The sequence below is a fragment of the Shigella dysenteriae genome, from assembly GCF_022354085.1.
GTDB classification, from domain to species: Bacteria; Pseudomonadota; Gammaproteobacteria; order Enterobacterales; family Enterobacteriaceae; genus Escherichia; species Escherichia coli.
Window position 1 is genome coordinate 2460565 of the sequence record NZ_CP055055.1, and the last position, 15897, is coordinate 2476461.

Sequence of the window (15897 nt, forward strand, 5' to 3'; positions counted from 1 at the left end):
AGTAGAATACCTGATGAAAACTTGTTTAGAAACGATTGATAGTAAGTAAAAACAGCGCGGTGTATTGTGACGTTTTTATATCTACCGTGAATGTTATGAACACTATCGTATTTGTGGAAGATGATGCGGAAGTCGGTTCACTGATTGCCGCGTACCTGGCAAAACATGATATGCAGGTTACCGTAGAACCGCGCGGCGACCAGGCCGAAGAAACCATTTTGCGAGAAAGTCCGGATTTGGTGTTACTCGACATCATGCTACCAGGCAAGGACGGCATGACCATTTGTCGTGATTTACGCGCAAAGTGGTCTGGACCGATTGTTCTTCTAACCTCTCTCGATAGCGATATGAACCACATCCTGGCACTGGAAATGGGTGCCTGCGACTATATTCTCAAAACGACGCCCCCTGCTGTTTTGCTAGCGCGTTTACGTTTGCATTTGCGTCAGAATGAGCAAGCCACACTGACCAAAGGTCTTCAGGAAACGTCTCTGACTCCCTACAAAGCCCTGCATTTCGGCACGTTGACCATCGATCCCATCAACCGCGTAGTCACCCTGGCTAACACTGAAATCTCGCTCTCGACAGCTGATTTCGAATTATTGTGGGAATTAGCTACCCATGCCGGGCAAATCATGGACCGCGATGCATTGCTGAAAAATTTACGCGGCGTCAGTTATGACGGACTGGATCGTAGCGTGGACGTGGCTATTTCGCGGTTAAGAAAAAAACTGCTCGATAACGCCGCAGAACCTTATCGCATTAAAACTGTGCGTAACAAAGGCTATCTTTTTGCGCCTCATGCATGGGAATAAGCGATGAAAAAACTGTTTATCCAGTTTTACCTGTTATTGTTTGTCTGCTTCCTTGTGATGTCTCTGCTGGTTGGGTTGGTGTACAAATTTACCGCCGAACGCGCGGGCAAACAGTCGCTGGATGATTTGATGAACAGTTCGCTGTATCTGATGCGCAGCGAATTGCGTGAGATCCCCCCACACGACTGGGGTAAGACGCTGAAAGAGATGGATTTAAATCTCTCTTTCGATCTGCGTGTCGAGCCATTGAGTAAATACCATCTTGATGATATTTCCATGCACCGACTGCGTGGCGGCGAAATTGTCGCCCTGGACGATCAGTACACGTTTTTGCAGCGTATCCCGCGCAGCCACTACGTGCTGGCAGTTGGTCCTGTTCCTTATCTTTATTATCTCCATCAGATGCGATTGCTGGATATCGCCCTGATCGCTTTTATTGCTATTTCCCTCGCCTTTCCGGTGTTTATCTGGATGCGTCCGCACTGGCAGGATATGTTAAAACTGGAAGCAGCGGCGCAACGATTTGGCGATGGGCATCTCAATGAGCGTATCCACTTTGATGAGGGTTCGAGCTTTGAACGACTTGGTATCGCATTTAACCAGATGGCGGACAATATCAACGCCTTGATTGCCAGCAAAAAACAGCTTATTGACGGTATCGCTCACGAACTGCGAACACCGTTAGTGCGCCTGCGTTATCGACTGGAGATGAGCGATAACCTGAGCGCCGCCGAATCCCAGGCGTTGAATCGTGATATCAGTCAACTTGAAGCTTTAATTGAAGAGCTGCTGACTTATGCCCGACTCGATCGCCCACAAAACGAGCTTCATCTTAGCGAACCAGACCTGCCGTTGTGGCTGTCAACGCATCTGGCAGACATTCAGGCAGTAACGCCCGATAAAACGGTACGGATTAAAACGCTCGCGCAAGGCCATTATGCGGCGTTGGATATGCGCTTAATGGAGCGCGTGCTGGATAATTTGCTCAATAACGCCCTGCGGTACTGCCATTCAACGGTTGAAACCAGCCTGCTACTGTCGGGGAATAGAGCGACATTAATTGTTGAGGATGATGGCCCAGGGATTGCCCCAGAAAACCGCGAACATATCTTTGAACCTTTTGTTCGCCTCGATCCCAGCCGGGATCGCTCAACCGACGGCTGCGGGCTGGGGCTGGCAATTGTCCACTCTATAGCACTGGCAATGGGCGGTACGGTTAATTGTGACACCAGCGAACTGGGTGGTGCTCGCTTCTCGTTTAGCTGGCCGTTATGGCATAACATCCCGCAATTTACCTCTGCCTGACACTACGCGCACGATGGTCAAGTCACCACGACTGTGCTATAAAATAAGTATGTTGTAACTAAAGTGGTTAATATTATGGCGCGTTACGATCTCGTAGACCGACTCAACACTACCTTTCGCCAGATGGAACAAGAGCTGGCTGCATTTGCCGCTCATCTTGAGCAACACAAGCTATTGGTTGCCCGCGTGTTCTCTTTGCCGGAGGTAAAAAAAGAGGATGAGCATAATCCGCTTAATCGTATTGAGGTAAAACAACATCTCGGCAACGACGCGCAGTCGCTGGCGTTGCGTCATTTCCGCCATTTATTTATTCAACAACAGTCCGAAAATCGCAGCAGCAAGGCCGCTGTCCGTCTGCCTGGCGTGTTGTGTTACCAGGTCGATAACCTTTCGCAAGCAGCGTTGGTCAGTCATATTCAGCACATCAATAAACTCAAGACCACGTTCGAGCATATCGTCACGGTTGAATCAGAACTCCCCACCGCGGCACGTTTTGAATGGGTGCATCGTCATTTGCCGGGGCTGATCACCCTTAATGCTTACCGCACGCTCACCGTTCTGCACGACCCCGCCACTTTACGCTTTGGTTGGGCTAATAAACATATCATTAAGAATTTGCATCGTGATGAAGTCCTGGCACAGCTGGAAAAAAGCCTGAAATCACCACGCAGTGTCGCACCGTGGACGCGCGAGGAGTGGCAAAGAAAACTGGAGCGAGAGTATCAGGATATCGCTGCCCTGCCACAGAACGCGAAGTTAAAAATCAAACGTCCGGTGAAGGTGCAGCCGATTGCCCGCGTCTGGTACAAAGGAGATCAAAAACAAGTCCAACACGCCTGCCCTACACCACTGATTGCACTGATTAATCGGGATAATGGCGCGGGCGTGCCGGACGTTGGTGAGTTGTTAAATTACGATGCCGACAATGTGCAGCACCGTTATAAACCACAGGCGCAGCCGCTTCGTTTGATCATTCCACGGCTGCACCTGTATGTTGCAGATTAACGCCCGGCTTTCATACTGCCGACCATCTGTTCTGGCCGTACCCAGCTGTCAAACTCAGCTTCGCTAAGATACCCCAGCGCAAGGGCCGCAGCTTTTAAGGTCAGCCCTTCTTTATGCGCTTTTTTGGCGATCTCCGCGGCTTTGTCATAACCAATGTGGGTGTTAAGCGCAGTCACCAGCATCAGCGATTCATTGAGTAATTGATTGATTCGCTCACGATTCGGTTCAATACCCACTGCGCAGTGTTTGTTAAAACTTTCCATGCCATCTGCCAGCAAGCGCACCGATTGCAGGAAATTATGGATCACCATCGGACGGAAGACGTTCAGTTCAAAGTTACCGGAAGCGCCACCCATGTTGATCGCCACGTCGTTCCCCATTACCTGACAGCAGAGCATGGTTAATGCTTCACACTGGGTTGGGTTCACTTTCCCCGGCATGATTGAGCTGCCCGGCTCATTTTCCGGGATTGAGATTTCACCAATTCCGCAGCGCGGGCCAGAGGCCAGCCAGCGGACATCATTGGCGATTTTCATCAGTGACGCAGCCAACCCTTTCAACGCGCCGTGCGCCTGAACCAGGGCATCACAGGTCGCAAGCGCTTCAAATTTGTTCGGCGCGGTAACAAACGGTGCACAGGTAATGACTGCCAGTTCATCTGCTACGCGACGCGCATACTCCGGATGGGTATTTAGTCCAGTACCCACCGCTGTACCGCCAAGAGCCAGTTCCGCTACGTGAGGCAGGCTGTATTCGATATGTTTGAGATTATGCTCGAGCATCGCTACCCAGCCGGAAATCTCCTGCCCTAGTGTTAGCGGCGTGGCGTCCTGCAAGTGGGTTCGACCGATTTTGACGATATCGGCAAATGCACGCGATTTTTCACTCAGTGTCTGTGTCAGGGTTTTAAGCTGCGGAATGAGTTGCTTGCGCAGCGCCAGCAGCGCCGCAACGTGCATCGCCGTCGGAAAGACATCGTTGGAACTTTGGCTTTTGTTCACGTCGTCGTTAGGGTGAACTTTACGTTCCATCCCGCGCACGCCGCCGAGTAATTCACTGGCCCGGTTAGCCAGCACTTCGTTCATGTTCATGTTACTTTGCGTGCCGGAGCCGGTCTGCCAGATAGCCAGCGGGAATTCGTCGTCATGCTGTCCTGCCAGTACTTCATCCGCCGCCTGCCGAATGGCGCTCGCTTTCTCTTCAGACAACAAGCCTAAATCTTCATTAACTTTTGCCGCTGCGCGCTTGGTTAGCGCCAGCGCATGAATCAGTGAGGTGGGCATTTTCTCCGTCGAAATGCGGAAATGCTCCAGCGAGCGTTGAGTTTGTGCGCCCCACAGCTTATCTGCCGGGACATCAATCGCCCCCATCGAATCTTTTTCGCTGCGTACTGTATTCATGGCCTGCTCCTCACCTGTTTAATTTTTTCTTTCTGTTTTGCTTTCGTTAAGCAACTTTTAGCTCACTTATTATTTACTATTTGATAACAAATGTTTGGTCTTTCGTGCCATGTAAAAAAACCGCCCCGAAGGGCGGCTCTGTTTATTTCACACAGCGAGTGCACTGTGTGAGTTGTATCTGCTGGAAGAAGTCATTTCCTTTATCATCCACAAGGATAAACGCCGGGAAATCTTCCACTTCAATTTTCCAGATGGCTTCCATTCCCAGTTCCGGATATTCAACACATTCCAGGCTCTTAATACTTCCCTGCGCCAATACAGCGGCCGGACCACCGATACTGCCAAGGTAGAAGCCGCCGTGTTTTTTACAGGCATCCGTCACCTGCTGGCTGCGGTTGCCTTTCGCCAGCATGATCATACTTCCGCCCTGCGCTTGCAGTTGATCGACATAAGAATCCATCCGTCCGGCGGTCGTTGGGCCAAGAGAACCGGAGGCATAACCTTCCGGCGTTTTGGCCGGACCCGCGTAGTAAATCGGATGATCTTTAATGTACTGCGGCAGCCCTTCACCGTTATCCATCCGCTCTTTCAGTTTGGCGTGAGCAATATCACGACCGACGATAATCGTGCCGTTAAGCGATAAGCGTGTAGAAACGGGATACTGCGACAACTGTGCGAGGATCTCTTTCATCGGACGGTTAAGGTCAACGCGCACCGCTTCGCCTTCTCCCGCTTTACGCAGCTCTTCAGGGATATATTTACCTGGATTATGTTCCAGTTTTTCGATCCAGATCCCCTGACGGTTGATCTTCGCTTTGATATTACGGTCAGCAGAGCAGGAAACACCCATACCAACCGGACAGGATGCGCCGTGACGTGGCAGGCGAATCACGCGTATGTCGTGAGCGAAGTATTTACCACCAAACTGCGCACCCAGACCGAGATTTTGCGCTTCGATCAGCAATTCTTTTTCCAGTTCCACATCGCGGAATGCCTGACCGTGCTCATTCCCTTCCGTTGGCAGTTCGTCATAGTATTTAGCGGAAGCCAGTTTCACTGTTTTAAGGTTAGTTTCTGCAGAAGTTCCACCAATTACGAACGCAATATGATACGGAGGACAGGCCGCCGTACCCAGCGTGCGCATCTTCTCAACCAGGTAATTTTTCAGTTTCCCCGGCGTTAGTAACGCTTTGGTTTCCTGATAGAGATACGTCTTGTTTGCCGAACCACCACCTTTGGCGATACAGAGGAATTTGTACTCGTCGCCATCAACGGCATAAAGATCGATCTGCGCTGGCAGATTGGTGCCGGTATTCACCTCTTTATACATATCCAGCGGCGCGTTTTGCGAGTAGCGCAAATTATCTTCGATATAAGTGTTATAGACACCGCGCGCCAGCGCCGCTTCATCACAGCCACCGGTCCATACACGCTGCCCTTTTTTACCAACAATAATCGCAGTGCCGGTATCCTGACAGGTTGGCAGAACGCCTTTCGCCGCGATGTCGGAGTTACGCAGGAATTGCAGCGCCACATATTTATCATTTTCGCTGGCCTCCGGGTCACGCAGAATGTCGGCCACCTGTTGTTGGTGAGCCGGACGCAGCATAAACGACGCATCATGAAACGCCTGACGCGCCAACAGAGTTAACGCTTCGAGTGCGACTTTCAAAATCTCCTGCCCTTCAAATTCAGATACGCTAACGTGTTCGCTGGTTAGCAGGTAATACTCAGTATCATCTTTTTTGAGTGGAAAAGGAGCCTGATAATGAAAGGGTTTGTTTGACATTGTTCTCTCACTTACTGCCTGGTTTGGTTATGCTCTGGGCGGGTGTTCCGTTGCCCTGTTAAAAGCGAGTAACAATATCCTACACACTTTTTTAACAAAAACTGAGACTAGTACGACTTTTTGCGGCTCCAGGTTACTTCCCGTAGGATTCTTGCTTTAATAGTGGGATTAATTTCCACATTAAAACAGGGATTGATCATGCAAAAACTCATTAACTCAGTGCAAAACTATGCCTGGGGCAGCAAAACGGCGTTGACTGAACTTTATGGTATGGAAAATCCGTCCAGCCAGCCGATGGCCGAGCTGTGGATGGGCGCACATCCGAAAAGCAGTTCACGAGTGCAGAATGCCGCCGGAGATATCGTTTCACTGCGTGATGTGATTGAGAGTGATAAATCGACTCTGCTCGGAGAGGCCGTTGCCAAACGCTTTGGCGAACTGCCTTTCCTGTTCAAAGTATTATGCGCAGCACAGCCGCTCTCCATTCAGGTTCATCCAAACAAACGCAATTCTGAAATCGGTTTTGCCAAAGAAAATGCCGCAGGTATCCCGATGGATGCCGCCGAGCGTAACTATAAAGATCCTAACCACAAGCCGGAGCTGGTTTTTGCGCTGGCGCCTTTCCTTGCGATGAACGCGTTTCGTGAGTTTTCCGAGATTGTCTCCCTACTCCAGCCAGTCGCAGGTGCACATCCGGCAATTGCTCACTTTTTACAACAGCCTAATGCCGAACGTTTAAGCGAACTGTTCGCCAGCCTGTTGAATATGCAGGGTGAAGAAAAATCCCGCGCGCTGGCGATTTTAAAATCGGCGCTAGACAGTCAGCAGGGTGAACCGTGGCAAACGATTCGTTTAATTTCTGAATTTTACCCGGAAGACAGCGGCCTGTTCTCCCCGCTGTTACTGAATGTGGTGAAATTGAATCCTGGCGAAGCGATGTTCCTGTTCGCTGAAACACCGCACGCTTACCTGCAAGGCGTGGCGCTGGAAGTGATGGCGAACTCCGATAACGTGCTGCGTGCGGGTCTGACGCCTAAGTACATTGATATTCCGGAACTGGTTGCCAATGTGAAATTCGAAGCCAAACCGGCTAACCAGTTGTTGACCCAGCCGGTGAAACAAGGTGCAGAACTGGACTTCCCGATTCCAGTGGATGATTTTGCCTTCTCGCTGCATGACCTTAGTGATAAAGAAACCACCATTAGCCAGCAGAGTGCCGCCATTTTGTTCTGCGTCGAAGGCGATGCAACGTTGTGGAAAGGTTCTCAGCAGTTACAGCTTAAACCGGGTGAATCAGCGTTTATTGCCGCCAACGAATCACCGGTGACTGTTAAAGGCCACGGCCGTTTAGCACGGGTTTACAACAAGCTGTAAGAGCTTACTGAAAAAATTAACATCTCTTGCTAAGCTTATTAAAGGCTTATAACACCTTCAGGCGGCCAGTCCGCCTGATTTCATTTTATGGATAATCATTATGAATAAATCGCTGGTAGCGGTAGGCGTCATTGTTGCGCTAGGCGTAGTCTGGACAGGCGGCGCATGGTATACAGGCAAGAAGATTGAAACCCATCTCGAAGAGATGGTCGCGCAGGCGAACGCGCAACTCAAACTGACAGCTCCTGAATCCAACCTGGAAGTGAGTTATCAAAACTATCATCGCGGCGTATTCAGCAGCCAGTTGCAACTGTTGGTGAAACCCATTGCCGGGAAAGAAAATCCGTGGATTAAAAGCGGTCAGAGCGTCATCTTCAACGAATCGGTTGATCATGGTCCCTTCCCGCTTGCCCAGCTTAAAAAACTGAACCTGATCCCGTCGATGGCATCAATTCAAACCACGCTGGTTAATAACGAAGTAAGCAAACCACTGTTTGATATGGCAAAAGGTGAAACGCCTTTTGAGATTAACTCGCGCATTGGTTACAGCGGTGATTCCAGTTCCGATATTTCGCTCAAGCCACTGAATTACGAGCAAAAGGATGAAAAAGTCGCCTTTAGCGGCGGCGAGTTCCAGTTAAATGCTGACAGAGACGGCAAAGCTATCTCCCTTTCCGGGGAGGCGCAAAGTGGTCGGATAGACGCAGTTAACGAATACAACCAGAAAGTGCAGTTGACCTTTAATAATCTGAAAACCGACGGTTCCAGCACGCTGGCAAGTTTTGGTGAGCGCGTAGGAAACCAAAAACTGTCACTGGAAAAAATGACCATTTCAGTGGAAGGCAAAGAACTGGCACTGCTGGAAGGCATGGAGATCAGCGGTAAATCGGATCTGGTCAATGACGGTAAAACGATCAATAGCCAACTGGATTACTCGCTAAACAGCCTGAAGGTACAGAATCAGGATCTGGGCAGCGGCAAGCTGACTTTAAAAGTCGGCCAAATTGATGGCGAAGCCTGGCATCAGTTTAGCCAGCAATATAACGCGCAAACTCAGGCGCTGCTGGCACAGCCAGAAATTGCCAACAATCCCGAACTTTATCAGGAGAAAGTGACGGAAGCCTTCTTTAGCGCCCTGCCGCTGATGTTGAAAGGCGATCCGGTGATTACTATCGCGCCACTAAGCTGGAAAAACAGTCAGGGTGAAAGTGCACTGAATCTGTCGCTGTTCCTGAAAGATCCGGCAACGACTAAAGAAGCGCCGCAAACGCTGGCGCAGGAAGTAGATCGTTCGGTTAAATCTCTGGATGCGAAACTGACCATTCCGGTGGATATGGCAACTGAGTTGATGACTCAGGTAGCGAAGCTGGAAGGTTATCAGGAAGATCAAGCGAAAAAACTGGCGAAACAGCAAGTTGAAGGTGCATCAGCAATGGGGCAGATGTTCCGTCTGACCACCTTGCAGGACAATACCATCACCACCAGCCTGCAATATGCTAACGGTCAGATAACGTTAAATGGGCAGAAAATGCCACTGGAAGATTTCGTTGGTATGTTTGCAATGCCGGCATTAAACGTTCCGGTCGTACCCGCTATTCCGCAGCAGTAATTCACAGCCAAAACGCCGGAGGTTTTTCTCTCCGGCGTTATTTCTTACTTCAGCATAAAGTCATACTGAATACTCATTTTCACATCCCAGTAATTCAGGCGATCGCCCAGCGCACTGCCATCGCGCTTTTCCCGCCCTTTATCGGCAGCAAGAAATAAATTCATCCCTTGTAACGGCCCTTCGCTGACCCGATAGTTCATACCACCTAAGATACCCGTGCCTTCAATCCGCACATCTCGTTTACTGGATTCATAGCCGCGAGTCACAATCGGTGCAAATGTCAGTGTAAATTGCGGCGTTAAACGATAGTTGACGCCCAATTGCCAGGACTGCATTCCTTCACGGTTACGATCAAGACTTAATGAAAAGGGATAGCCAATGTCGGTATCCACCACGGCACCATTCATTGCATGGCGCAAATAACCACCACTGCCAAATACGCTTCCCCACGGCGCATTCCAGGTTAATTGTCCACTAACCAACGCCGTTTCATTGGGCTGGCTGGTATTACGACTTAAACCTTCGAGTTGCGCGTAAAAGCCGAGCAACTCCCCTTTCAACGTATAATTCGGGTCGAGCGGTATACTTTTCTCGAGAATACTTTGTATCTGATTGGAAACATCTTTCTGTACCGATGCCCCCAGAGAATAGCGACTGGTATCATCATGCCAACTGGCGGCTAAAAAAGAACGTGCGCGATGTTTATCGTATTTTCCCGTCTGGCTGTTATACACCCCTTCATCACGAATACCGGTTGTTGAATCAGTCCATAAAAATACTCGTGAACGCCACATTCCCCACAGATCAATATTTGGCGTTAAAGCCCAATAACCTAATGCTCCTTCAGAAACTGTCGGTAATGTACGTTGCGAACTGCCAGCCATTAACGGAATACGATAAGGTAAGCTACCATAACTATAATCCGTCCCGAAGCGACCTAATTTAAGCAGGCTATTTTCACTGGGTTTTATTTTTACTGCCCCCAGGGCAAAGCCAAAACTTTTATCACCATCAAGATACCACCGGGTACTCATATCAGCACGAGCACCTAATTTATAAACATAATACGCTCCGCCTTCAACGCCAATAATATTGGAATAATAACCACTATTGAAATCGAGCAATCCTCCCTGTACCCATGCGTAAATATCTCTTCCCGCGCCAGCACTGGGCTTATCAGCCCTGCGCAATTCGTTTTTCAGTCTGATGCGTAGTCCCGCTTCATCGTCAGCCAGTTGCGCCGCGTAAGCAGAGGTAAGGCCAGAGGCAGCCGTCAGGCAAATAACGGCCATGGCCACTATTTTTCTCATAGTTGCACCTTTGATGTTCTGATTATTTTTATTGAATATTAATTAGTGATATCGCTGATTAATTGCTGCTGCACTTTTTTACGATTATTAATTTCAACCACGATTTCTTTGAATTTTTTATCTGTGAGCGGATAAAACCAGATAATAACGAATGCCAGTAGCATAAATCCGCAAGGTACTAAGGCAATTGATGTGCGGATGCCCATAATAACTTCCGGCGTTTGCACCTGATTGGCGATATATCCGCTTAATCCCAAAATAAAGGCAGGAATTGAACCTCCGATTGCCTGACCGCATTTACGGGTAAATGAGAATAGTGAATAGGTGAGCCCTTCAATTCGCACGCCGGTCAGGTATTCACCGTATTCTACGGTATCAGCTTCCAGCGCCCACATCACAGTCATGGTAACGCCCTGACCAATTGAAGCGATGGCCAACGCAACCAACGCCACCGGCAGTGACCAGACGGAAACCCAGAAGAATAGCAGATAACCGCAGGTTCCCAGCAAAGCGCCAATCAGGAAGGTATTCTTTTTACCGATCCTCGCGACCATCCCCGGCACCAGCGGTGCCGATGCCACAGTACCAACCAGGTTTTGCACCAGTACCAGCACAGTGAACAGCCCGGTATCATTTAACACATAGCGCACGTAGAACAACGACGAGGCGCTGACCGCGAAGGTCGAAATCAGCACACACAGCGCACCAATGCACAACATAAACAGCGGGCGATTCCGTTTCAGGGTTTGCAGACTGATCTTCAATGACGGCTGCGCCACGATACGTACCACATTCTCACGCGTCGATTTGAAGCAGATGAAGTAAAGCACCATTCCGGCAATCGCCAGCACAATCGTCCAGAAATGGTATACCGACACCATCTCTTCCGGGCTGGAGTTCTTAATGCTCGGCCCTATCAGAAATGCCAGGCAGACAAAGGTCAATGAAGCGGCAATCCCACGAGCCGCGCCCAGACGGGCGCGGGATTGTGGTTGTTGGGTCATCGCGGTAGCAAGTGAACCATAAGGAATATTCACCAGGCTGTAGCAAAGCCCGAGGCCCATGTAGGTCAAATATGCATACACCACTTTGCTACCATGGCTCCAGTCGGTCGGCACCCAGAATACCAGCACGCTGAAGATCATTAACGGCGCAGTACCGAAGAGTAAAAACGGGCGGAATTTTCCCCAGCGGGTATTCACACTGTCCACCACTCGTCCGGCAAAGATGTCGGCGAAGGCATCGAATACCCGCACCAGTAACAGCATGGTGCCCGCCGCAGCGGCACCGACGCCAGCGACGTCGGTGTAGTAACTTAGCAGGAAGAGCGCCCCCATAGCGAAGGCGAAGTTATTGGCGACGTCACCGAGGCTGTAGCCAACGATGGTGCGCCAGGAGAGTTGTTGATTCATTGTTTGCCTCCCTGCTGCGGTTTTTCACCGAAGTTCATGCCAGTCCAGCGTTTTTGCAGCAGAAAAGCCGCCGACTTCGGTTTGCGGTCGCGGGTGAAGATGCCCTTCTTGTTACCGCCAACGCGCAATATGCCTTGCGAGGTCGCAAAATCGGCGAAATTCCATACCTGTTCACCGACGACGGCGCTGACGCGATCAAAGACGCGGTGATACATATCCAGCCATGCACACTGATACTCTTCACTCCACATGTCGGTGTACATTGAGTGCAGCCCGGCTAACGTATCCACGCCGTATTCGGTGATGATAATCGGCTGATGCAGTTTCTCCTGCCAGGCCAGAAGTTCTTTTTCCAGTACCTTCTCTGCCGTTTCCAAATCGCCGCTTTGGACATACCATCCGTAATAACGGTTCAGGCACAGCACATCAAAGAGATCGCTGATGGTATCGGTGTGAGCGTCGCAGAACATTACATTGACGCAGGTGATCGGACGCGTCGGGTCGAGTTTACGCGTTGCTTCCGCCAGTGGCGCGAAATATTCCCGTGCACCTTGCGGACGGGTATCCGGTTCGTTGGCAATACTCCACATCACCACGCTTGGGTGGTTTTTGTCACGCGCTATCAGCTCTTTAATCGCCTGTAAGTGCGCCTGCTGAGTTTCCCCGTTGACTGCCTCTTCGCTGTACAGTTCTTTCGGCTTGTTGCCCGCTTCGAAACCAATGCCTAAAGAGAGGTTAAAGCCGACAGCAGCAGTTTCATCAATCACCACGATGCCATGTTCATCTGCCCAGTCGAGCATCTCTTCAGCGTAAGGGTAATGCGAGGTACGGTAGGAGTTGGCCCCAATCCAGTCCATTAATGCGTGGTCGTGCACCATCAGCACGTTATCGAATCCTTTGCCACGCAAGTCCGCATCTTCATGACGACCAAAACCAGTGAAGTAGAACGGTTTGTGGTTGATCAGGAACTGTTCGCCCTTCACTGCCACTGACCGGATGCCGACGCGCAGCGGGTAGATATCACACTCTGTCTGGCTTTTGGCTGTGACGTACAGTTCATAGAGATAACCTTCACCCGGTTGCCAGAGGTGCGGATTCACCACTTGCAAAGTCCCGCTGGTGCCTTGTCCAGTTGCAACCACCTGTTGATCCGCATCACGCAGTTCAACGCTGACATCACCATTGGCCACCACCTGCCAGTCAACAGACGCGTGGTTACAGGCTTGCGCGACATGCGTCACCACGGTGATATCGTCCACCCAGGTGTTCGGCGTGGTGTAGAGCATTACGCTGCGATGGATCCCGGCGTAGTTAAAGAAATCATGGAAGTAAGACTGCTTTTTCTTGCCGTTTTCGTCGGTAATCACCATTCCCGGCGGGATAGTCTGCCAGTTCAGTTCGTTGTTCACACAAACGGTGATACGTACACTTTTCCCGGCAATAACATACGGCGTGACATCGGCTTCAAATGGCGTATAGCCGCCCTGATGCTCCATCACTTCCTGATTATTGACCCACACTTTGCCGTAATGAGTGACCGCATCGAAACGCAGCACGATACGCTGGCCTGCCCAACCTTTCGGTATAAAGACTTCGCGCTGATACCAGACGTTGCCCACATAATTACGAATATCTGCATCGGCGAACTGATCGTTAAAACTGCCTGGCACAGCAATTGCCCGGCTTTCTTGTAACGAGCTTTCCCACCAACGCTGATCAATTCCACAGTTTTCGCGATCCAGACTGAATGCCCACAGGCCGTCGAGTTTTTTGATTTCACGAGTTGGGGTTTCTACAGGACGTAACATAAGGGACTCCTCATTAAGATAAAAATACTGGTCAACCTTTAATCTGATTAGTTAACCAATTCTGTGTTGCACACAGTTATCTGTGAGAAACCCATGGAAGAGAAATGGAAATAAAAAGAACTGACACCGCGATCAAAAAACCAAAAACTGCAATACCCACAGCGTGATATAGATCGCATTAATCTTTATAACAGCGTTGACAGAAGCCATAAAATAAGCAATCGAACGTTCGTTCGAGCATCTTGAGAACGATAAACTCTCATGACATATGGCTACGGTGAATATTTTGGGGGGGGGAATTCTCCGATCCCGGGGAGATTGTATTTTGTACAGGGAAATTAAAGTATGAAACGCGGGCACAGTTATCACCAGCCCGCGAAATGAGAGGATCAGGATGCGGTTAAGATACCGCCAATCATCGCGCGTAATCCCTGAGCAAACGACGCTTCACGCGCCAGATCTTCCGCTTCGATATCGGCCAGTACACCGTAGGTCAGATCCAGCAGTAAACGTGAAGTCATTGCCGTGTTGATGTCTGGGCTTATCTCGCCTTTTTGCTGGGCATCACGCATCCGCTGAGCAACAAATTCAGTGATCGTCATATGCTTATTTTTAAGCATGGCGGCGACCTGTGGGTTACGCATCCCTTCCGCCATAATTTCGACCACCAGCGCCCGTTGCCCAAAGGCTTCATGGGTGAGAGAGACAATAGACTCGACCATATAGTCAACAAAATGAATCCCTTCAATCGGTTCCCGGAAACGAGCCAGCGCCCTCTCCTGGTCCTGTAAGATAATCGCCTGAATCAAGGCTTCTTTGGAGATGAAATGGTGATAGAGCGTCCCGGGACTAATGGCGCAAGATTTACAGATGGCTTTCATCGAGGCACTGTGAAATCCATTTTCTGAAAAAATCTCTCTGGCAGCATTGAGGATCCGGGTCCGTGTCGGTTGTGCTTCAGTCTGCATGTTATCCATCATTAAACCATTATAGTTAGCGTGAATAACTAGTTTACCGCGTTGTCAGGTGAGCGCCTATCATTGCTGTTGAATAGTGCGAAGGCACACTCTATTCGTATGCTTTTCATCCAGCTATTGGTTAACCAATAGCCGTGATTTGGCTGCCAGTTGTTTAGCAGAGACGTTGATGAATTGCACACGCTATCCCGGTAAACAACACATACGGCTGTTTACCGGTTCGTTAGTGTATTAATTGAGCTCCTGTACCCCACCACCGGAGACGGTGAGAATTTGTCCGCTTACCCAGCTGGCTGCAGGCGAGCAAAGGAACAGCGCTGCGTTAGCAATATCTTGCGGTTGGCCCAGACGTCTGATCGGCGTGTGCTGTAACATTTTTTGTTCAATTTCTGGTGTAATAACGGATTTCAGGGCATCGGTTAATATTGCCCCCGGCGCAATGCCATTCACCCGAATATTTTTTTCACCCAGGTCAAATGCCATATTTCTGACCAGATGACTGGCCGCAGCTTTAGATGATGCATAGGAAGTCATGTTTATATTTTTATTTTCTGCCGCCATAGAAGTGATGGTCAGAATAACGCCACCGCCATTTTTTTCCATTTCTGGCGCAACAAGTTGTGACAGATGGAAAAAAGAAAACACATTCAGTTCATAAGCACGGCGAAAATCCGCCATTGGCATATCAAACGGTTTAGGTCCACCGCCACCGGCGTTGTTAACCAGAATATCAACTTTACCCAGCTTACTGATAGCAAAGTCTGCCAGTGCAGAGAGTTCCTGTTCGGAAGTAATATCACAACGGCAGGCAAATGCCTGGCCACCCAGTTGTTGAATTTCGTCTACAACATGGTTAGCTGCGTCGGCGTTAATATCACTGACCACCACAGATGCGCCAGCTGTCGCGAATGTAATGGCGATTTCTTTACCAATACCTGCACCCGCACCTGTGATGATGGCGCATTTTCCGTCGAGTCTCAGGTTGTCAGAATTAAACACATAAACCTCCTGTGAACTTCAGTAAAAATAAAAGGCACCGCCTGTGTGCCACATTTTTTATCATTAACCTTGAGGAAAGGACACTACCAGGTAT

The 15897-nt window shown here is 49.7% G+C and carries 12 protein-coding genes; 5 read left to right on the plus strand and 7 right to left on the minus strand.

The window, feature by feature from the left end:
* Window positions 1-95 precede the first annotated feature (95 nt).
* The 3 genes from rstA (at window position 96) to tus (ending at window position 3125) form a co-directional block, all read left to right on the plus strand.
* A complete protein-coding gene (gene rstA / locus HUZ68_RS11740; RefSeq protein ID WP_001092519.1) occupies window positions 96-815 on the plus strand; it encodes a two-component system response regulator RstA in 720 nt (239 codons plus the stop codon).
* Between the two features lie 3 nt (window positions 816-818).
* Entirely contained in the window at window positions 819-2120 is a 1302-nt protein-coding gene (rstB, locus tag HUZ68_RS11745) for a two-component system sensor histidine kinase RstB (RefSeq protein WP_220410673.1), read from the plus strand.
* Between the two features lie 75 nt (window positions 2121-2195).
* Entirely contained in the window at window positions 2196-3125 is a 930-nt protein-coding gene (gene tus, locus HUZ68_RS11750) for a DNA replication terminus site-binding protein (RefSeq protein ID WP_001295399.1), read from the plus strand.
* Here tus and fumC read toward each other — a convergent pair.
* Together fumC and fumB are read right to left on the minus strand one after the other, a co-directional pair.
* Complete coding sequence (gene fumC, locus HUZ68_RS11755) at window positions 3122-4525, minus strand: class II fumarate hydratase (RefSeq protein WP_001099102.1); 1404 nt, start codon at window positions 4523-4525, stop codon at window positions 3122-3124. The genes tus and fumC overlap by 4 nt on opposite strands.
* 142 nt (window positions 4526-4667) lie before the next feature.
* Complete coding sequence (gene fumB / locus HUZ68_RS11760; RefSeq protein ID WP_000066620.1) at window positions 4668-6314, minus strand: class I fumarate hydratase; 1647 nt, start codon at window positions 6312-6314, stop codon at window positions 4668-4670.
* A 198-nt stretch (window positions 6315-6512) separates the two neighbouring features.
* Here fumB and manA point away from each other — a divergent pair, with 198 nt between their 5' ends.
* A complete protein-coding gene (gene manA / locus HUZ68_RS11765; RefSeq protein WP_239594219.1) occupies window positions 6513-7688 on the plus strand; it encodes a mannose-6-phosphate isomerase in 1176 nt (391 codons plus the stop codon).
* A gap of 100 nt (window positions 7689-7788) precedes the next feature.
* Entirely contained in the window at window positions 7789-9297 is a 1509-nt protein-coding gene (locus HUZ68_RS11770) for a YdgA family protein (RefSeq protein ID WP_021556838.1), read from the plus strand.
* Between the two features lie 44 nt (window positions 9298-9341).
* Here the strand turns inward: HUZ68_RS11770 and uidC are convergent, their stop codons facing one another.
* The 5 genes from uidC to hdhA form a co-directional block, all read right to left on the minus strand.
* Entirely contained in the window at window positions 9342-10607 is a 1266-nt protein-coding gene (gene uidC, locus HUZ68_RS11775) for a glucuronide uptake porin UidC (protein WP_001227026.1), read from the minus strand.
* A gap of 38 nt (window positions 10608-10645) precedes the next feature.
* Window positions 10646-12019 carry a glucuronide transporter gene (uidB, locus tag HUZ68_RS11780; RefSeq protein ID WP_097490073.1) on the minus strand — a complete coding sequence of 458 codons (1374 nt, stop codon included), beginning with the start codon at window positions 12017-12019 and terminating at the stop codon, window positions 10646-10648.
* Window positions 12016-13827: a beta-glucuronidase gene (gene uidA / locus HUZ68_RS11785; protein WP_097490074.1), complete on the minus strand. Its 1812-nt coding sequence runs from the start codon at window positions 13825-13827 to the stop codon at window positions 12016-12018. Before uidA ends, uidB begins: the two co-directional genes overlap by 4 nt.
* 389 nt (window positions 13828-14216) lie before the next feature.
* Complete coding sequence (gene uidR / locus HUZ68_RS11790) at window positions 14217-14807, minus strand: DNA-binding transcriptional regulator UidR (RefSeq protein ID WP_000969092.1); 591 nt, start codon at window positions 14805-14807, stop codon at window positions 14217-14219.
* Window positions 14808-15035: 228 nt separating this feature from the next.
* Complete coding sequence (gene hdhA, locus HUZ68_RS11795) at window positions 15036-15803, minus strand: 7-alpha-hydroxysteroid dehydrogenase (RefSeq protein WP_000483353.1); 768 nt, start codon at window positions 15801-15803, stop codon at window positions 15036-15038.
* Between the last annotated feature and the right edge of the window lie 94 nt (window positions 15804-15897).